The 19,397-nt window shown below is 62.0% G+C and carries 16 protein-coding genes and 1 pseudogene; 4 read left to right on the top strand and 13 right to left on the bottom strand.

Features of this window, described 5'->3' with window-relative positions; all coding sequences use genetic code 11:
* Positions 1-175 precede the first annotated feature (175 nt).
* Positions 176-1,330, top strand: coding sequence for an acyltransferase (locus tag ACGHP5_RS08715; RefSeq protein WP_337756678.1), 1,155 nt, complete (start codon positions 176-178; stop codon positions 1,328-1,330).
* A gap of 95 nt (positions 1,331-1,425) precedes the next feature.
* Positions 1,426-2,409 carry an aldo/keto reductase gene (locus ACGHP5_RS08710; protein WP_337756676.1) on the top strand — a complete coding sequence of 328 codons (984 nt, stop codon included), beginning with the start codon at positions 1,426-1,428 and terminating at the stop codon, positions 2,407-2,409.
* Between the two features lies 1 nt (position 2,410).
* On the opposite strand, the pseudogene ACGHP5_RS08705 reads toward ACGHP5_RS08710, so the two are convergent.
* The 9 genes and pseudogenes from ACGHP5_RS08705 to ACGHP5_RS08665 form a co-directional block, all read right to left on the bottom strand.
* Positions 2,411-2,656, bottom strand: a pseudogene (locus ACGHP5_RS08705) (alanine:cation symporter family protein); the annotation flags it as partial.
* 243 nt (positions 2,657-2,899) lie between these two features.
* Positions 2,900-5,368, bottom strand: coding sequence for a heavy metal translocating P-type ATPase (locus ACGHP5_RS08700; RefSeq protein WP_390566250.1), 2,469 nt, complete (start codon positions 5,366-5,368; stop codon positions 2,900-2,902).
* Between the two features lie 62 nt (positions 5,369-5,430).
* The gene (locus ACGHP5_RS08695; RefSeq protein WP_290532689.1) at positions 5,431-6,003 is read right to left on the bottom strand and encodes a response regulator transcription factor; all 573 of its coding nucleotides are present in this window, start codon (positions 6,001-6,003) and stop codon (positions 5,431-5,433) included.
* Between the two features lie 56 nt (positions 6,004-6,059).
* Complete coding sequence (locus ACGHP5_RS08690; protein WP_390568417.1) at positions 6,060-7,283, bottom strand: MFS transporter; 1,224 nt, start codon at positions 7,281-7,283, stop codon at positions 6,060-6,062.
* Positions 7,284-7,372: 89 nt separating this feature from the next.
* Complete coding sequence (locus tag ACGHP5_RS08685) at positions 7,373-8,629, bottom strand: Gfo/Idh/MocA family protein (protein WP_390566248.1); 1,257 nt, start codon at positions 8,627-8,629, stop codon at positions 7,373-7,375.
* Positions 8,608-9,444: an FAD:protein FMN transferase gene (locus tag ACGHP5_RS08680; protein ID WP_390566246.1), complete on the bottom strand. Its 837-nt coding sequence runs from the start codon at positions 9,442-9,444 to the stop codon at positions 8,608-8,610. The genes ACGHP5_RS08685 and ACGHP5_RS08680 overlap by 22 nt, the downstream gene beginning before the upstream one ends.
* 4 nt (positions 9,445-9,448) lie before the next feature.
* On the bottom strand, positions 9,449-9,676 hold the full coding sequence (locus tag ACGHP5_RS08675) for a hypothetical protein (protein WP_337756669.1): 228 nt from the start codon (positions 9,674-9,676) through the stop codon (positions 9,449-9,451).
* A 38-nt stretch (positions 9,677-9,714) separates the two neighbouring features.
* On the bottom strand, positions 9,715-11,163 hold the full coding sequence (locus tag ACGHP5_RS08670; protein ID WP_290532684.1) for a Gfo/Idh/MocA family oxidoreductase: 1,449 nt from the start codon (positions 11,161-11,163) through the stop codon (positions 9,715-9,717).
* A 12-nt stretch (positions 11,164-11,175) separates the two neighbouring features.
* Positions 11,176-12,510 carry a DUF1080 domain-containing protein gene (locus ACGHP5_RS08665; protein WP_390566243.1) on the bottom strand — a complete coding sequence of 445 codons (1,335 nt, stop codon included), beginning with the start codon at positions 12,508-12,510 and terminating at the stop codon, positions 11,176-11,178.
* Between the two features lie 204 nt (positions 12,511-12,714).
* Here ACGHP5_RS08665 and ACGHP5_RS08660 point away from each other — a divergent pair, with 204 nt between their 5' ends.
* Together ACGHP5_RS08660 and ACGHP5_RS08655 are read left to right on the top strand one after the other, a co-directional pair.
* Positions 12,715-13,797, top strand: a complete 1,083-nt coding sequence (locus ACGHP5_RS08660) for a serine/threonine protein phosphatase (protein ID WP_337756664.1) — start codon at positions 12,715-12,717, stop codon at positions 13,795-13,797.
* A 34-nt stretch (positions 13,798-13,831) separates the two neighbouring features.
* Positions 13,832-15,697 (top strand): glycoside hydrolase family 2 protein, encoded by a 1,866-nt coding sequence (locus tag ACGHP5_RS08655; protein WP_390566241.1) that lies wholly within the window; start codon positions 13,832-13,834, stop codon positions 15,695-15,697.
* A 251-nt stretch (positions 15,698-15,948) separates the two neighbouring features.
* Here the strand turns inward: ACGHP5_RS08655 and ACGHP5_RS08650 are convergent, their stop codons facing one another.
* The 4 genes from ACGHP5_RS08650 to ACGHP5_RS08635 are packed head-to-tail and all read right to left on the bottom strand — an operon-like array spanning position 15,949 to position 19,393.
* Positions 15,949-17,055, bottom strand: a complete 1,107-nt coding sequence (locus ACGHP5_RS08650) for a glycosyltransferase family 4 protein (RefSeq protein ID WP_337657174.1) — start codon at positions 17,053-17,055, stop codon at positions 15,949-15,951.
* The gene (locus tag ACGHP5_RS08645) at positions 17,027-17,980 is read right to left on the bottom strand and encodes an NAD(P)-dependent oxidoreductase (RefSeq protein ID WP_337657173.1); all 954 of its coding nucleotides are present in this window, start codon (positions 17,978-17,980) and stop codon (positions 17,027-17,029) included. Before ACGHP5_RS08645 ends, ACGHP5_RS08650 begins: the two co-directional genes overlap by 29 nt.
* The gene (locus tag ACGHP5_RS08640) at positions 17,977-18,786 is read right to left on the bottom strand and encodes an aldolase/citrate lyase family protein (protein WP_337657172.1); all 810 of its coding nucleotides are present in this window, start codon (positions 18,784-18,786) and stop codon (positions 17,977-17,979) included. Before ACGHP5_RS08640 ends, ACGHP5_RS08645 begins: the two co-directional genes overlap by 4 nt.
* Before the next feature lie 4 nt (positions 18,787-18,790).
* Positions 18,791-19,393, bottom strand: coding sequence for a sugar transferase (locus ACGHP5_RS08635; protein WP_337772709.1), 603 nt, complete (start codon positions 19,391-19,393; stop codon positions 18,791-18,793).
* Positions 19,394-19,397 lie beyond the last annotated feature (4 nt).

Below are 19,397 nucleotides of genomic sequence, written 5' to 3'. Positions count from 1 at the left end.
ATAGCGACGCCAGACAGGGCAGAGGATTCTATGCCGCGGCCACGGGCGCAGCGGACAAGCTCCACATCCTCGTGCTGTTCGACTATTACGTCGTCACGCACGCGAACTGAACTACCGCGTGGGCCGCGGTTCGGGATTTTTTTCGTATCTTCGCCGGAAATCCATCTCTGCGACAATGAAGAACCGACTTCCCGACCTGAACGTCCCGGCCCGCGAACGCATCGGCTGGGTGGACCTCCTGCGTGTGACCGCCTGTTTCCTGGTGGTCTTCTCCCACAGCTGCGACGCCTTCGTCGCCGTATTCGACAGCGACCGCGCGACCTTCCTGCAGGGCGCCCTTGCAGGCAGTTTCGTCCGGGCCTGCGTGCCGCTGTTCGTGATGATGTCGGGGGTACTGCTGCTCCCTGTACGGCTGGAAACCGGAGCTTTCTACCGCAAGCGCATCGGCCGCGTCCTCCTGGCGCTGGTCTTCTGGTCGCTGGCGCTGCCCGTGCTCTACTACCTGTATATGCGCTATGTCGGGACCTCCAGCCCGTCGATCGACCCCGCGCTGTTCACCGGCGAAGCGACGCTGCACAAGATGTGGACCTTCGTCTTCAATTTCTGCTACGACACCACGCCGCTCTGGTATCTCTATATGCTGATGGGGCTTTACCTGATCATGCCGCTGATCAGCCCGTGGCTCGAACGGGCCTCGCGGCGCGACCTTCGGACCATCCTCGCGATCTGGGGCGTGACGCTGCTGCTGCCCTACGTGAAGATGCTGGCCCCGGCGCTCGGCTACACGGGCAACTACGGCAACACGGGACTTTACGGCGTCTGCGACTGGAATGAGTTCGGCACGTTCTACTATGTCTCGGGCTTCGCGGGTTATCTCGTGCTGGCCTTCTACCTCGTGAAATTCCCGCCCGCATGGAGCTGGCGGAAAACATTGGCCGTCTGCCTCCCGACCTTCCTCGCCGGATACCTCGTCACGGGGCTGGGTTACGTGGTGATGCAGAAACATTTCCCGGGCAACTACGCCTACCTCGAAATCGTCTGGTATTTCGCCGGCATCAACGTCTTCATGATGACCGCCCCGGTCTTCATCCTCGTGCAGAAGGCCGCCGCACGGCCCCGTGCATGGCTCTCGCGGCTGGCAGGCGCGACATTCGGCATCTACCTCTGCCACTTCATCTTCGTTCAGGCCGGCTACGACCTCGTGCAACGGATTCCGGAACTTCCCGCACTGGCGCGCATCCCGCTGATCGCCTGCGGGGCCTTCGCCGTGAGCTGGGCGGTGGTGTGGCTGATGCAGCGGTGGAGCGTGACACGCCGGCTGGTGGAGTAGCCGCAGCCGTAATTTTGGTACGACCATCCGTAACCGGGGTAGCGATCAGCCGCCCCGGTTACGCTATTTTTGCCATGTCATTAAAATCCGAAATTATGAAATACAGAAAACTGGGAGAACGCGGTCCGAAAGTTTCGGCCATCGGTCTGGGCTGCATGGGCATGAGCCACGGCTACGGACCCGCCGCCGACAAACGGGAGATGATCGCGCTGATCCGCAGCGCCCACGAGCAGGGCGTCACCTTCTTCGACACGGCCGAGGTCTACGGGCCTTACGCCAACGAGGAGCTGGTCGGCGAGGCCCTCGCCCCGATACGCGGCCAGGTGGTCGTGGCCACGAAATTCGGGATTCAGATGCAGGACGGCGAGCAGAGACTCGACAGCCGTCCGGAGCAGATACGCCGCTCGGTCGAAGGGTCGCTGCGCCGCCTGCGCACCGACGTGATCGACCTCTATTACCAGCACCGGGTCGACCCCGCCGTACCGATCGAAGAGGTCGCCTCGACGGTCGCCGACCTCGTGCGCGAAGGTAAAATCCGCCATTGGGGACTCTCCGAAGCGGGAGTCGGGACCATTCGCCGGGCGCACGCCGTGCTGCCCCTCACGGCCGTCCAGAGCGAATACTCGATGTTCTGGCGGCAGCCCGAGCAGGAACTGCTGCCCGCACTCGAAGAGCTGGGCATCGGGCTGGTTCCCTTCAGCCCGTTGGGCAAGGGATTCCTCACGGGACGCTTCAACCGCGAATCGCGCTTCGCGGCGGACGACTTCCGCTCGATCGTGCCGCGGTTCACGCCCGAAAACCTCGACGCCAACCAGCCGCTGGCGGACTACGTCCGGCACGTCGCCGCGACGAAAAACGCCACCCCGGCGCAGATCGCCCTTGCGTGGCTGACGGCCCGCAAACCGTGGATCGTCTCGATTCCCGGCACGCGCAGTCCGCAGCACCTCGCCGACAACCTCGGAGCCGCGGAGGTCGCACTCTCGGCGGCAGAGGCCGACGCGATCGGGGCCGAGCTTGACCGCATCGCCATCTCGGGCGACCGTTATCCGGCCGCGCTGGCGGCACGCACGGGGCGGTAGATTACCAGCATTCGGCCTTGTGTTTCAACTCGGGAATCCGGTCTTTCGTGAAGACCGGATTTTTAATGCCCTGCCGCTTCTGGGCCGTGTAGTCGGCCAGCAGCAGGAAGGCCTGACGGCCCAGCAGCACGATCGCCGCGAGGTTGCACTGCGTCATCAGCGCCATCGTCACGTCGGCGAAGCTCCACGCCAGGTCGAGCGTCGCCAAAGCTCCGAACAGCACCATCGCGCCCACCGGCAGGCGGAACTGCACGCCCCGCGTACGCAGGGTGAACCACACGGCACACCCCAAGAGCGCCGCAACCAGGACATAGGTCCACAGCACGTCGTTCACGCCGCCGATCCAACGGGAAAGACTCCCATCCGCATACTTTACACGATCCGAAAGCAAAGTTAATGCTAAAGCGCATCCTTCCGCCGGGTATCCGCCGAAAAGATGCCGCCCGGCCCGAAAAAACGCCCCCGCCTGCACAGGCGGGGGCGTCGGTCGTCACCGCGTCCGCAGGGTATACTCCCCGGCCCGCTCGGTGACGGCCTTCTGCAACTCCCCGAGGCCGATTTCCGGCCCGGAGAACTCCACGGAGGCCACCGGAGGGTGCAACGTCACGACCGCCTTCACGCCATCGAGGGCGTTCAACGCATTTTCCACATGCGTCCGGCAATGATCGCACGTCATGCCGTCCACGATAAATTCTTTTTTCATCTTTTCTTCGGTTTTAATCGGTTTTTCATATTCGCATTCATCGCCGATTCGCCGGCGTTTCAGCCGCAGGCTGTTGGCCACGACGCTCACGCTGCTCAAGGCCATGGCCGCCCCGCCGATCATCGGATCGAGCAGAACCCCCCAGAGGGGATAAAGCGCCCCGGCCGCTACGGGAATGGCGATGAGGTTGTAAATGAAGGCCCAGAAGAGGTTCTGGCGAATCGTCCGCACGGTAAGCTGCGACAACCGGATCGTCTCCGGGATTTTCCGGAGGTCCGACGAGAGAATCGTCACCATTGCGGTATCCATCGCGATGTCGCTCCCCTGCCCCATGGCGATACTCAAATCGGCCTGCGCGAGAGCCGCGCTGTCGTTGATCCCGTCACCCGCCATGGCCACCGTCCGGCCTTCGGACTGCAACTGCCGGACGAATCCGGCCTTTTCGTGCGGCAGGACACCCGCCCGGAAACGGGTGATCCCGGCCTTCCGGGCCGTTTCGCGCGCCGAACCGGCGTTGTCGCCCGTCAGCATCCAGACCGTGATTCCCAGCGCGTGCAGCCGGGCGACTGCCCCGGCCGACGAAGGTTTCAGCGCATCGGCAAGGGCCATCGCGGCGAGCGTCCGTTCCGCGTCGGCGAACCAAACCACGGTCTTCGCCTCCTGCATCCACCCTTCGGCCAGCCGTTGCAGGCGGACATCGGGTACGATGCCGTGGCGGGCCAGCAGCGCGTCGTTCCCGGCATACCAGGTCCGCCCCTCCGCAACGCCCCGGATACCCTGCCCGGGAATGCTTTCGAACCCGGTCACGGAAACGGCCCGCTCCCCGCGGAGCGATTCGACGACGGCCTGCGAAAGCGGATGCTCCGAGTGTTTTTCGAGGCTGAACAGAATCCCCCGCGCCGTCTCCGCTCCTTCGGCCCATGCGGCGTCCACGACCGACGGACGGCCTTCGGTGAGCGTTCCGGTCTTGTCCAGCACCACGGTGTCGACCTTCCGGGCCACCTCCAGGCTCGCAGCGTCCTTGATCAGGATGCCCCGCCCGGCGCCCCTGCCGATCCCGACCATGAGGGCTGTGGGCGTCGCCAGCCCCAGCGCACAGGGGCACGCGATGATCAGCACGGTCACCATCGCCAGCAACCCGCGGGTGAAGCCCTCCTCCGGCGCGAAGAGCATCCACGCCGCAAAGGTCAGCACGGCAAGGACGATGATGACGGGAACGAAAATGCCGGCGATCCGGTCGACGGTCCGCTGCACGGGAGCCTTGCTGCCCTGCGCACCCTGCACCATGCGGATGATCTGGGCCAGCACCGTGTCCTGCCCCACCCTGTCGGCCCGGAAGCGGAACGCACCGTTGCGGTTCATCGTCCCGGCGAACACCGCCGCACCCTTCTGCTTGTAGACGGGGAGCGGCTCCCCGCTGAGCATGCTCTCGTCGACGTACGACCCGCCTTCGGCCACCGTGCCGTCCACCGCAATGCGTTCGCCGGGATGCACGGCGATCAGATCCCCGGCACGAACCTCCGCAACAGGTACGGAACGTTCACCCGAAGGGGCGATCACCGTGACGGTTTTCGGTTGCAGGCCCATCAGCTTCGCGATGGCCGTCGTCGTGCCGCGCTTCGCCCGCTCCTCGAGCAGCCGCCCCAGCAGGATGAAGGCGACGATGACGGCCGCCGACTCGAAATAGACATGCGGCTCGATGCCTCTCGACAGCCAGAATTCCGGGAAGAGCAGGTTGAAAAGGCTGAACAGATAGGCGATTCCGGTGCTGACGGCCACCAGCGTATCCATGTTGGCCGTCCCGTGGCGTAGCTGTTTCCAGGCGTTGACGAAGAATCCCCGCCCCAGTCCGAAAACGACCGGGGTGGAAAGCGCCCACACGGCGTATTTCACGGCCGGAACATCCATGAACAGCATGCCTCCGGCCACGATCGGAATGCAAAGCCCCACCGCCCAGAGGGTCCGCCGTTTCAGCGCGCGGTAATGCGCCGCACGGGCACGCGCCGCCTCGTCCTCCGCCGGGCCTTCCGCGTCGGTCAGCAGGTCGTAACCGGCCCCCTGCACGGCCCGCTTCAGCGCCTCGGGAGAGCACACCCCCGGGCGGTAGGCGACCTGCGCCGTACCGGAAGCGTAGTTCACATGCGCGGACTCGACGCCCGGCAGGGCGCCGAGCGTCTTATTCACCCGGACGGCGCACGAAGCGCAGCTCATGCCCACGACCGGGAACGTATTCGTAATGATCTTACACTTTTCCATGGGAACAAAGGTAAGACCCCGACACGCTCCAGGCGTTACAGAATTATGGATATGATTTATACCTACACTTCGTCCAGTGGTTTCAGGCCGCGTCCTTTCAGCCGCCGGAACTCGCTGGGCGACATCCCGGTCTGGGCGCGGAACTGGGCGCTGAGGTGCGCCACGCTCGAATAACGGAGTTTGTCGGCGATCTCGCTGACGGTCAGGTCGCCGTAAGCCAGCAACTCCTTGACCCGCTCGATCCGCTGGGCGAGGTAGTACTTCTCGATACTGATGCCGCTGACCTCCGAAAAGAGCTTGCTCAATGCACTGTAATCGCGGTGGCAGCGCTCGCGCAGGTAGTCCGACAGGTTGACCTTCGAGGCGTCCTCCCTGTAATGCACCAGTTCGATCACGGCCGTCCGGATCTGTTCGATAAGGCGCATCCGCCGATCGTCGATCAGTTCGAACCCGTAGGCTTCGAGCAGCTTGCGGAACGCCTCCCGCTGTTCCCGGCCGGGCGTCTCCTGCACGACGGCCGTTCCCAGTTCGACATCGAGGGGCGTGAACCCCGACTTTTCGAGCAACTGGGTCACAACCAGTATACAGCGGTTGCAAACCATGTTCCGGATGTGAAAGACGTTCTCCCGCTCCATAACCGTATTCGTTTTGTCCGTAAATATAGCACAAAAATGATTCCCTTCAGCAGGGGCTACCGGACTTTCCGGCTCTCGACGTCGGGCAGGAAGCCGGTGATTACGCCCAACAGGGGCAGCAGGGTGCTGATCTGAAAGATGAATTCGATGCTCGTCCGGTCCGCCAGCCATCCGAAGAAGGCCGATCCGAGGCCTCCCAGTCCGAACATCAGCCCGAAAAACACCCCGGCGATCATGCCGACCTTGCCCGGCATCAGGTCGGTCGCATAGACCAGGATGGCCGAAAAGGCCGACGAAATGACGAGTCCGATGACGACGGCCAAAGCGATGGTCCAGACCAGGCCGACGTAGGGAAGCATCAGCGTAAAGGGCGCCACCCCGAGGATCGAACCCCAGATCACGTATTTCCGCCCGATGCGGTCGCCGAGCGGCCCGCCGATAAAGGTCCCCGCCGCCGAAGCCGCGAGGAATGCGAACAGACAGTACTGCGCCCCCTGCACCGACACGGCGAACTTGTCCATCAGGAAAAACGTGAAATAGTTGGTCATCGAAGCGATGTAGAAATACTTCGAGAACACCAGCACCCCCAGGATGACGAACGCCGTCCGGATTTTCCGTTTCGAAAGGCCGTGCGCTGCCGTCACCGCTGCAACAGCGGATTTGCGGGCGGCCGCAGCCAGCTGCCGTCTGTACCAGTGCCCGATCTTCACGAGGATGAAAATGGCGAGCAGCGCGGCCAGTGCGAACCAGCCGATCGAGACCTGCCCGAACGGAATCACGATCAGCGCGGCCAGCAGGGGACCCATAGCGCTTCCGGCGTTGCCGCCGACCTGGAAGATCGACTGCGCGAGGCCTTTGCGGCCGCCCGAGGCGAGCTGGGCGACCCGCGAGGATTCGGGATGGAAGACCGACGAGCCGCAGCCGATCAGGCCGACCGCCGCAAGAATGGCGACGAACCCGGGAGCGACGGAGAGCGCGAGCAGCCCGGCCAAGGTGAAACACATGCCCGCCGCCAAGGAATAGGGCCGTGGATGGCGGTCGGCCAGACGCCCCGCGACCGGCTGGAGGAGCGAAGAGGTCAGCTGGAAGACCAGCGTAATGACACCGATCTGGGCAAAGGTGAATCCGAATTTCTCCTTGAGGAGCGGATAGACCGCCGGAATGACGGACTGCATCATGTCGTTGAGCAGGTGGGTGATGCAAACCAGGAACAGAATCGGGTAAACCGTCCTGCCCGCCGCAGGCCGGTGCGCCTGCATATCGACGGAAGTCGTATTCATCAACAGTTCTTTCGGAATAGCGCCGACCGCACGCGGCACCTCGTGGACATCACCCGCGGCGATGTCCCGGGCCGGCCGTTCGTACGGTTTCAAATGTAATCGATCCGGATCTCCTCGGGCAACGTCAGAATCTTATTTTGCAGGATTGCCTCGTCGCCCAGCAGGCAGAAGACCGAGGCGTAATAGGCTTCCTCCAGGACGTTGGGCGGTTGCGTGTTCGTGAGAACGCTGTGGCAGAAGGCCCGGAGCATTTCGAGCGAGCCGTCGCCCTCCACCGCCTCGGGCATGATCGCGATGCCCGGGTCGGCCGAAGCCCCCTCCGCCGACCAGCTCGTACCCGCGAAGACCGAATTGCTGAAAACGCCCTGCTCGATCTCCCCGACCAGCTGGCGGATGCCGCTCTTCCTACGCGGGGTCTCCATGTAGAGACGCCCGTTGGCCAGGTCGACGGTCCCCTCCTTGCAGAGGATCTGCTCGCCCATGCCGAAGTGCTTGTTGGCGATCACCGACTCGAAGGTCATGTTGACCCCGTTGGGAAAGGTGTAGATGGTGCTGACGCTGTCGAACACCTCGCGGCCGTCCTTCCAGTAGACGATATTGCCCGTGCCCATGACCTGCGTTGGGAGCATCCCCATCGCCCACGTACCGTTCTGCAGCTGGTGGCAGGCCAGTTCGGTCATCAGTCCGCGGGAGTATTCGCGGTAAAGCCGCCAGTTGATGTGCCGCTCCAGCTCCGGCGAGGGGACCTTCCGCCGCCAGTCGTTATTGCGATACCAGTAGTTGCGGACGTTCACCACCGGACCCAGCTCGCCCTTGCGCACGGAGTCCATGATCCGGATATACTTGGGGTCGAACAGCCGCTGCTGCCCGACGAAGAAGACCCTGCCCGAAGCCCGGCCCTTCCGGTACATCTCGAAGCACTCCTCCATGGTGTAGGCCATGGCCTTCTCGCAGAGCACGTGCTTCCCCGCCGCGAAGGCGTCGAGTGCCATCCGGTAGTGCAGGTGCAGCGGCGCGGCGATGATGACCGCGTCGACCTGCGGGTCCTCCAGCAGGCGGCGGTAGTCGTCGTAGCGCTTCGCTCCGGGAGCAATCGCGGACGCCTTGTCGAGGTTGTGCGCATAGTTGTCGCAAAGGGCCGTGATCCCGGCATTGAGGACCGACAGCAGGTTGCGCATGTGGTACTGTCCGCGCGATCCCGTGCCGATGACGCCGAAGCGCACACGGCCTCCCCGGATCTCCTCCTGCCCCGCCGCGGTGCACCCTTTCAGCCAGGGAACGGCCGACAACGCGAGTCCGGCTGCGCCCAGCGTGCCGACCCGTTTCATAAATTCTCTTCTGTCCATGATTCCGTATGTTGCTTTATTTCGGTATGGCGATAACCTTCGAATTCGGCGGCGATTCCCTGCCTCGCCCCGGCGGGAGCCGCGTAGAGCGCCGTGGAGAGAATCTCGCAGACGAAGGCCGAACGGCCCTCGACCGCGACGACGACGCTGTCCGACACCGTCCGGCGGCTTTTCGGATCGACAATATGCGCCCGTCCGTCGGGCCGCAGACCCGAGAGGGAGAGCGAAGTCTCCTTCAGACGAAACGTGCCGCCGCCCGCCTTCGCCGTCACCTGCCAGCAATCCCCGAAGGGGTGCGAGCCGACGGCCGCCACCGAACTGTCCCCGAAGTTGACCAGGGCGTTCGCGACACCGGCATCGGCCAGCAGTTTCCGCACCCGGTCCAGCGCGTAGCCCTTGCCGAAGCCGCCCGCATCGAGCACAATATCCGCCCCGGTCAGCGTGACGCTCCGCGCCGCGGGGTCGAGCCGGTAGGCCGGCACAGTCCCGCCCGGCGAAAAGGCCGCGATGTCGAAATAACCGTCCGTGTTCTTGCGGAACACCTCGCAGAGTTGCAGCAGGACGAAGGTCTCCTCGTCCAGCGCGACTGCCTCCCGCCCCTGCGAGGCGTTGATCCGCGCAAAGAGGCTTCCGGCGTCGTGCCGGTTCAGTCGGGCGTCGAGCGCCAGCACGAGCCGTTCGATCTCCTCCGACAGCCGCCGGGCCTCGGGTTCGGGGAGGCCGACCAGCACCGTTTCCAAAACGGTGTGCATCGCCCCGAACGAGGCGTAAGCCACACGGGCCTGCGGATTTCGGGCACTGTAAACAAACTCCATGACCCTATTTCCTGCGCCGGAACAGCCCCACGACCAGCCGCACCGCCCACACCAGCAGGTAGAGCACGGCGGCGATGCACACGACGTATCCGAGCTGGGAGAAAATCTCGGACCAGTCGGTGCGGTAGCGGACGATAGCCGCCACGTTGATCAGGCAGGCGGCCGCAAAACAGCCGAGAACGACCCACAGTTCCCGGCGTTTCGCCTTCGCGGTGATTACCGTATCTTTCAATTCATTGCGTGTTTAGACCAGAGGCCTTCCGGTCCCGGTCACAGTTTGTAAAACTCCTCCCAGCCGCGGCGGGGAACGGCGCCCCAGAGCAGCTGGTTGGCCAGCGGATTGTTGGTGATCTGTTTGGTTTGGCGGTCGAAAAGGATCTTTTCGCCGGTCCACTGGCTGACGACGCCGAGGCAGAAGACCTGGCTCAACGGACCTGCGACGGAGAAGGGCGAGCGGGTCCGCTCCCTGCCCATGACCGACAGCAGGAAGTTGGCATAGTGGTTCGAAGGGCTTTTCGGCACCTCGGGGAGTTTGCCTTCCATCTCCTTCGCACGCTCTCCGGGAATGATCGACAGCTTGCTGCCGTGCGATCCGCCCTTGAAAGTCAGCGTTTCGGAGTAGATCTCCTTGCCCGGATTGAGCTTCGCGGGCTGAATCTTGCCGCCCGCAACGGTCGGAATATTCGGGTCGAGTTCCGAGACGCCGTAGCCGTCGGGTACGGCGGGGATGTTGTCCAGCCCGTCGTACCAGGTGATGTCCAGGGCGGGCATCTCCCGGCGTTCGGGGAAGCGGAAGACCAGCGTCGACGACATGGGATAGAAGAAGCGGTTGTGGCCCTTGAGGTAGGTGGGATTGACCTCCGTGGGAAGCCCCAGGTCGAGGAACTCGTGCACCGTGTCGAGGATGTGCGCACCCCAGTCGCCCAGCACGCCCATGCCGAAATCGTACCAGCAGCGCCACTGCCCTTTGTGGTAGTCGTGGTTGTAGGCGTGCTCGTGCGCGGCGCAGAGCCACGTCTCCCAGTCCAGCGTCCGCGGGACGGATTCGCCCTGCGGATAGGCCGTCATCTTCGGGTCCCAGCCGTGCCAGCGGCGCGGGTTGTTCATGTGGGCCGTGACGGCCGTCACATCCTTGATAATCCCGGCGTCTTTCCACGCCTTGAACTGGAAATAGTTGGCCTCGGAATGCCCCTGGTTGCCCATCTGGGTCACGACGCCGTATTTCTTCTCGGCCTGCATCAGCAGTTCGCACTCGTAAAACGTGCGGGCCAGCGGCTTCTCCACGTAGACGTGAATACCCTCCCGCATGGCGGCCATGCAGATCGGGAAATGGCTGTGGTCGGGCGTCGCCACCATCACGGCGTCGATCCGGCCGGCCATTTCGTCGAACAGTTTGCGGAAATCGCGGTACTTCGGCACACCGGGGAACATGGCCTCGATCTCCTGCGTGTGCTTTGCGCCCATGTCCACGTCGCAGAGCGCCACGACATCGCAAAGTCCCGTCTTGCGGAACTCCTTGGCCACTTCGGCGCCGCGGTTGCCGATTCCGATCAGCGCCACGCCGACCTTTTCATTGGCCCCCACGACCTTCGGCGGAGCCACCCTTTTGTTTCCGGCCCCGGCATTGCCGCCCATGAGCAGCGAGGGAATCATCGCGGCGCCTCCGATGAGGGCCGTGCTCTGCAGAAAACTCCTGCGCGATATTTTCTTGTCTGCCATCGTCAATTCGGTTTATTCCAGTTCCCTGATCTTGATGTTTTTGTAATAGACCTCGTCGCCGTGGTCCTGCAGCAGGATGTGGCCGCTTTCGAAATTGCCGAAGTTCACCCAATCCTTATATTTGCTGTAATCGACCAGCGCGTCCCACATGGCGTTGTTGCGCTCGTACTCGATGATCTTGACGTCGTTGAGCCAGTGCTCGACGTGGTTGCCGCGCACGACGATCGCAGCCTTGTTGAAAAATCCCTTGCGGAACGGCTTGTCCGCCGGGGCGGGAATCAGGTCGTAGAGCGAACCCAACTTGCGGTTGCCGTTCACTCCCAGCTTGGCGTCGGGATGCTTCGCATCGTCCAGCACCTGGTACTCGCAGCCGATGGCCGAACCGCCCTTGGCGCTGTTGACGTCGGGATTCACGAAATACTTGATGCCGCTGTTGGCCCCCGGGGTGATCTTGAAATCGACCGTCAGGATGAAATTGCGGTATTTCCCGGTGGTGATGATGTCACCGCCGTTGCCCGACTCCGCGCCGTCGGCCTTCTCGACCGTCAGGACGCCGTCCTTGATATGCCAGCCTTTACCGGGGAACTGCGAGCCCTTGTGGCTGCGCCAGCCGTCGGTCGTTTTCCCGTCCCACAACAGTTTCCAGCCCTCGGCCTTCTCGCGCTCGGAGATCGTATTGGGAATGCAGTTGTGCTGCGCGATGCCCGTTTCGGGCGAGAGTTCGTATTCCAGCCCGGAGGTCAGGATGCGGATCTCCTTCCAGCTCACTTTCTTGCCGGCCAGCTCGGGCTTGCCGACCGCATGCACCTGCAGGGCGATGAAGCCCGAGGCGTCCTGCGCATCGAGCACGTCCGCGGCCGGAACGCCGTTGATCCACGTGCGGATGCGGTTGCCGACCGCCTCGACGCGCACCTTGTTCCAGTCGCCGTGGCGGAAAGCCCGCTGCGCGGCGGGATTGGTCGTCAGCGGGTAGAGCCAGCCGAGGCGCGCCTCATCGTAGACACCGCCCGACCACGCGCGCGCCGACGGATCGATCTCGTACTGATAGCCCCGCACGCGGCCGTCGGTAAGGTGGCTGCGGAACTGGATGCCCGAATTCAATCCTTCGTCGACGCGGAACAGCATCTCCAGGATGAAGTCGTCGTACTCTTTGTCCGTGCGCAGGAAGGTGTTCGGAGTGCCCGTCCGGCTGATGCCCTCGATGGCCCCGTCGACGACCCGGTACTCCGCCGTCCCGCCGACCCTTGTCCAGCCTTTCAGGTTCTTGCCGTTGAAGAGCGTCTGCCACTGGGCCTGTGCTCCGACGAAGGTGCAGGCCCCCAATAGTACAAGAAGTATCTTTTTCATATCAGTTGGGTAGTTTTGATCGCACGAATATAGCTTATTTTTTCGGTTTTCCGGCCTATTCTCCTGCAAAAATAACGGCCGCCCTGCGGGCCGGAGCGGCCCGGACGCCCTCGGCGAGGGGCGAAACGCTGCCGACCAGGGGCAAACGGCCCGTATTCTGAAAAAGTTTCGTAACTTCGGCACAGCAAACCCATAAATGAAGCCATGAAACATTCGAACATCCTGCTGCTGCTCCTTTGCGGCATGCTGCCGCTGCTCGCCGGGGCGCAGCGCCGGGCCGACCGGCAAACGCTCTCGGACGACAGATCCTTCTCGATGATCCTGCTGGGCGACCCGCAGGGATACGTCAAATACGCCGTCAACCAGCCGATCCTCGAACTCTGCACCGCCTGGATCGCCGACAACATCGACAACCTGCACATCCGGGCCGTGCTGTGCACGGGCGACCTGGTGGAGCAGAACGAGAATGCCGTTCCCGACAGCAGGATGCTCGACCGGACGAGCCGGGAGATGTGGCAGGCAAGTTCCCGGGCGTTCGAACGCCTCGACGACCGGGTTCCCTACATCGTTTCGTGCGGCAACCACGACTACGGCTACAAGCGGGCGGAAAACGGAATCACGAACTTCCCCGACTACTTCCCGATCGAGCGCAACTCCGCCTGGCGCGGGTGCTGCGTGGCGACCTTCCCCAACCGCAACCGCCGGGCGTCGCTCGAAAACGCGGCGTTCGAATTCAGCGATCCCGCCTGGGGCAAACTCCTCGTCGTCACGACGGAGTTCCACCCCCGCGACGAAGTGCTCGGCTGGGCCGCCAAACTGATCGGCGGCAAGACGTATGCCGGCCACCGGGTGATCTACATGACCCACGGCTACCTGACCAACGGCAAGGAGGCGCGCCACATCGCCGAGGACCGCTACGACATCGCCCCCGGGAACGCCGGGGCTGAAATCTGGCACAAACTGGTCAAACCCTCGTCCAATATCGGCCTGGTGATCTGCGGACACACGGCCAACGGCAACGGCGAATTCGCCGACAACGTCTCCTACCGCATCGACCGCAACGACGCCGGGAAGAAGGTTCACCAGATGATGTTCAACGTCCAGACCCTCGGCGGAGGCTGGGAGGGCAACGGCGGCGACGGCTGGCTGCGCATCCTCGAATTCCTGCCCGACGGGAAGACCATCCGGGTGAGGACCTACTCCCCGCTGTTCGGCATCTCCCCGTCGACGAAGCACCTGGCGCACCGCACGGAGCCGTTCGACCGGTTTGACATCGTACTGGAATAGTCCCCGAAAACACGCATACCAACGAAAAACAGCCATGAAAAAAAACGCAATCACCCTCTATTTCCTGCTGCAGGCCGCATGCCTGTTTTCGCAGGTTCCCCGCCCGGAATATCCCCGTCCGCAGTTCGAACGGACAGACTGGATCAACCTGAACGGCGAATGGACCTACACGTTCGATTTCGGCGCAAGCGGCCTGGAACGCGGCTACGCCGGCTCGAAAGGATTCGACGGCAAGATCATCGTGCCGTTCGCTCCGGAGAGCAAACTCTCGGGCGTCGGACACACGGACTTCATCGCCCGCATCTGGTACCAGCGCACGATCCACATCCCGGCAGGCTGGGCGCAACGCAACGTGATGCTCAACTTCGGGGCCGTGTACTACACCTCCGAGGTGTATGTCGACGGCCGCTTCGTCGGGCGCCATTTCGGGGGCAGCTCGTCGTTCTCCTACGACATCACCGCGTTCGTGAAGCCGGGCGGCAGCCACAGCCTGGTCGTCCTCGCCACGAGCGACCTGCGCAGCGGCAAACAGACCGCCGGCAAACAATCGCTGCAATACGCCTCGCACAGCTGCGACTACACCCGCACGACGGGCATCTGGCAGACGGTGTGGATGGAGGCGGTGGCTCCCGAGGCCCTCGCCCGCGTCCGGGTGACGACCGACATCGACCAGCAGCAGCTGATCGTCGCCCCGCAGTTCTTCCGGGAAAGCCCGAACGCGCTCCGGGTGACCCTCCGGGACGGCGGCAAGGTCATCGGCACGCGGCAGGTCCGGGCGTCGAACAGCAGCGTCGTCGTCATCCCGGTCAAAAAACCCAGGCTCTGGAGTCCGGAAGACCCGTTCCTCTACGACCTGACCTACGAGGTGATCGCCCCCGACGGCCAGGTGCTCGACGCAGTGAAATCCTACGTCGGGATGCGCAAGGTCCACATCGAAGGCAACAAGGTCTACCTCAACAACGAGCCTTATTACCAACGGCTGGTGCTCGACCAGGGTTTCTACCCCGACGGCATCTGGACCGCCCCGTCGGACGACGCCCTGCGCCGCGACATCGAGCTGGGACTGGCCGCCGGGTTCAACGGTGCGCGCCTGCACCAGAAGGTTTTCGAAGAACGCTACTATTACTGGGCCGATAAGCTCGGGTATATCACCTGGGGCGAAAGCCCCAGCTGGGGGATGGACGCCAACGACGTGGAGACGGCCCGCAACTTCCTCTCCGAGTGGGCCGAATGCGTGGTCCGCGACCGGAACCACCCCTCGCTGCTGACGTGGACGCCGATGAACGAGGAGTGGTGGCCCGACAACACGCAGTTCCCGCGCTTCGCCTCCGACGTCTACGACCTGACCCGGCGCCTCGACCCGACGCGTCCCGTCAACACCGTGAGCGGCGGCGCCATCGTCAGGACCGACATCTGGGCCGTCCACAATTACGAGCAGGACCCGGCCAAACTGAAGGAGAAGATATTCAGCAGCGGCACGTTCTTCCATCCCCGCCTGCGGACGACCCGCGACCAGACGCGCAACATCGGATTCAACGAGATGAAGGCGACCGAAAACTACGCCTGGCCGCAGTACGACGGCTCGTGCCCCTACCTGGTCGACGAATTCGGCGGCATCAAATGGGTGAAGGACCAGGAGAAGCAGACCACCGATTCACAGACCGAATCATGGGGTTACGGACAGGCGCCGCGCACGCTCGAAGAGTTCTACACCCGGCTCGAAGGCCAGGTAGACGCACTGCTCTCCCTCTCCGGACAGGTATGGGGCTATTGCTACACCCAATTCACGGACGTGGAGCAGGAACAGAACGGCATCTATTACTACGACCGTTCGGCCAAATTCGACATGGACCGGATCAGGGCGATTTTCAGCAAACGCCCGGAAAACTCCGTCCGATAACGCGCCGGGCAGCCGCCCGAACGAAGCGCACCCCGAAAATCCGGAAAGGGATTTTCGGGGTGCGTTTTCTATCCGGCCGTCACCGTCCGCCTGCGGCATAGCCTCACGCACGTACGCGCCCGGAGACAATGAGGCGTTACAAAACTGCTATTCGCCTGCTTTTCGCCGGTTATTCACTTCACGATATTTCCTGGATCTGGCCGACAACATATCGTACGTCGTCTCCGGCAGGTCGGCATCGACGGACGAGATCAGACGACGTTCATGATTTCCAGCATGGTCCGATTGACTCGGCCGATTTCATATTTTTCGCGACACAATTCCAAACTCCGTTCGGCCATCTCTTCGATCCGGCCGGGATGTTCAATGAACCATATCATCCGCTCGGCCAGCGCATCCGCATTTCCGGCCGGAACCAAAAATCCGTTCTCGCCGGGAACGACCGTCTCGCGACATCCCGGCACATCCGTGGTGAGAATCGCACGCCGCATGGCCATCGCCTCGAGAACCGTACGTGGCGTACCCTCGCGATAGGAGGGCAGAACGAAAACGGAACATTGACCGATATAATCCCTTACATCCGAAGTCTCACCAAAATAATCGACGACGCCTGCGTCGATATAGGGCTGCAAATCCGACATCGTAAGTGCATCGGGCATGTGTTCCACGGCCCCGAGCAACATGAACCGAACTTCGCCGTGCCGCGACTTGACCCGCTCAGCGGCCTGGAGATATTCGCGGATGCCTTTGCTGAATAGTACGCGCGAGAGCATGAAGAAGGTAAGCTGTGCAGGCAGCGGCCGGGGCGCGAAATGCTCCATATTGACTCCGGAACCGTTTACCGCCCGGCATTTCGAAGCCGGCAGAAGTCCTTTGGATACGAATTCGGCCCGGTCGTCAGGATTCTGGAAAATCACGCGATGGACGCAACCGAGTCCGATCCGATAGAGTACGAGGGCCAACGTACGCAGGATCTTCGCCTTGAGGGAGGTGCCCGTGAAAAGATAACCGGCCCCCGTAATCATCGAGTTGCGGTTGGGCACTCCGGCCAGGCAGGCTGCGATGGAGCCGTAGATGACCGGCTTGATCGTATACCCCAACGTGATGTCGGGCTTTTCCTGCCGGATGACCTTGAAAAGCCGCCACAGATAACGCAGATCAGAAAGGATGTTGATTCCCGTCTTGTCCATCGGAATCTCGATGAATCGGGCGCCCAATGCTTCGATTCGGTCGATATGGTCCCTGTTGGGTCCTGTTACGACTACGTTGTAACCTTTGGCACGGATGTCCCGGATGAGATCGCCGCGAAAATTGTAGACCGTGCGGTTTTTAGGCGAAACGAGCAGGAATTTCTTCATGAGACTTGCCGATGAAATTTTTCAGGTTTTCGTATAATAGCGTGAACATGCGTGTCGCGTTGCCGTTCGATACGAAAGAGTTGTGAGGAGATACGACGACATTGGGCAGTCGCCACAAAGAGCTTTCTTCGGGGAGCGGCTCGTTTTCGAATACGTCCAGCGCGGCATGGAGGTCGGGCCGTTCGGCCAGTATCCGGCCGAGTGCCGCTTCATCGACAAGCGCTCCCCGGGCGATGTTGATGAGGGTGGCTCCGCGTTTGAGATTGCGCAGCACCCGTTCTGAAAGCAGATGGTAGGTCCCTTCGGTGAGAGGAGCCGTAACGACGACGGTATCGAACTCGCCGACGGCCGCTTCAAGAGTCTCTATCGGTCGCATCGCATCGAAACCCGGTGTCGCATGCGTGTGGATGTCGAATCCGGTGATTTCGGCTTCGCAGGCACCGAACCGTTTGGCTACCTCCTGCCCGACGTTGCCCGCACCGATCACAGCGATTTTCGTCCCCGCGATCTCCCGGAGGTTCCGGTCTTTCAACCACTTGCCGGCGTTTTGCGCGTCCCGGAAATGCGAGGCGCATTTGTACCGTTCGAGAAGCCGGAATAGCGCCCATTCCGCCATCGGAGCGCTGTACACGCCTTTGGCATTGTGCAGTTCGATTCCGCGAACCTCGATGCGTGTTCGCGGAACCCGGTCGAATCCGGCGCTGGTGAGCTGGATGCAGCGCAGCCTCGAAAAGGCCTCAATATCGTGGTGCAGGAACAATCCGTTGCATACGACCGCATCAACTTCAGATGCGGGAAGCGGCAACCCGTCCGCCTCTTGTTGCATAAAATGAATACGATAGCCCAGCCCGGCAAGCTTCTCGATTTGTCCGTCCGTATAGACGAACGCACCGGTCAACAACAGATTCATACGTTCGTCAATCATCGGTTGGCTATGCGGGCTACGGCTTCGCAAACGAAGCGTCGGTTCTCCTCGAAATAGAGTTTGTGGGCCATGATCTCGGTTTCCAGCGCCCTGATCTTGTACATTCCATTGCGGAATATCTCGTTGATCTCCTTCGGATCACGAACAAGATCGGTGTTACAGAAACTGCGCGACAGAATCGCCCGCGTGGAACCGAGCCGATAGTGCTCTTTGATGACAGCCTCCGAGGGCAGAGCACCGGCGCCGAGACGGGCAATGCCTCCAAAGCCATAGGGGATGCCCCGTGCGAGTATTTTGCGTCCAAGACGCTCCACCGTGCCGTCAGTGAGCAACTCGAACATGAATTTCATCCCATAGGCCAGGTGCAGGTCGTTCAGTCCGATATGAATTTCGTCGATTCCCTCCAAGGACAGGATCGCATCGATCTGTTCAACGGCTTCGGCGGTCTCTACCAGTAAACTTGTTTTAGCCCGGCCGGCCACCAGATCAATGAACTTCGCCGCTTCGTTGACGGTTTTGAAATAGGGCAGCATAATCACGTCGGCCCCGTTGCTGACGATGGTTTCGATTTCTGCCCGGGAGCCGGGATGGATCGGATTGGACCGGACAAGCAATTCCGCGCGATCGACCGAATTACCGACGGCAGCCACATCGTCGAGCGTATGGTGCGACTGTACTGTATCCATTCCGCCCTGCCGTTCCTGCTTGCCGATGGTTTCCAGATCGACGAAAATGCGGTCCACGCCCGATTGTTCGGCAATGTGCACGATTTCGGGTCGGTTGGTGATATACATTAATTTCAACATGGGGCTACTTGTTTGTCTGCGATACATTGTTGTTGTCCGCCATCGTGAATACCTTGAAAATCGTCATGAAGAAGATTTTCGCATCGAACGCGAACGAGAGCCGGTCGACGTACTCGATGTTGAGTTCGATCCGCTCGGGCCAAGGGACCTCTTTCCGGCCGTTGACCTGCGCCCAGCCCGTCACGCCCGGCCGCACGTCGAACATCCGTTTCTGGTGCTCGGTATACTGTTTGTAAGGCCAGGGGTGATAGGTCAGAGCCGGACGAGGTCCGATGAGCGCCATGTCGCCTTTGAGGATGTTGACCAACTGCGGCAGCTCGTCGATGCTCGTGGCGCGGATGATTCGGCCGACACGTGTAATCCGGCTGTCGCCTTTGAACGAATAGACGCCCGAGCCCTGTTTCTCTGCGCCCACGCACATCGATCGGAACTTGTAGATTTCGAAGGGCACGCCGTGCAGGCCCAGTCGTTTTTGCCTGAAAATGACGGGTCCCTTGCTTTCCAGTTTGATCAGGATGGCAATCAGGAGCAAAAGAGGAGAGAGGACCATAAGTCCGGTGAGCGAAAGGAGGAAATCCGTTCCTCTTTTGAGGTGTTTACGCCACATGGAT

The sequence above is a fragment of the Alistipes sp. i18-0019-D1 genome (assembly GCF_042852885.1).
Classification (GTDB): Bacteria; Bacteroidota; Bacteroidia; order Bacteroidales; family Rikenellaceae; genus Alistipes.
This window is presented reverse-complemented; position numbering and strand designations above follow the sequence as displayed.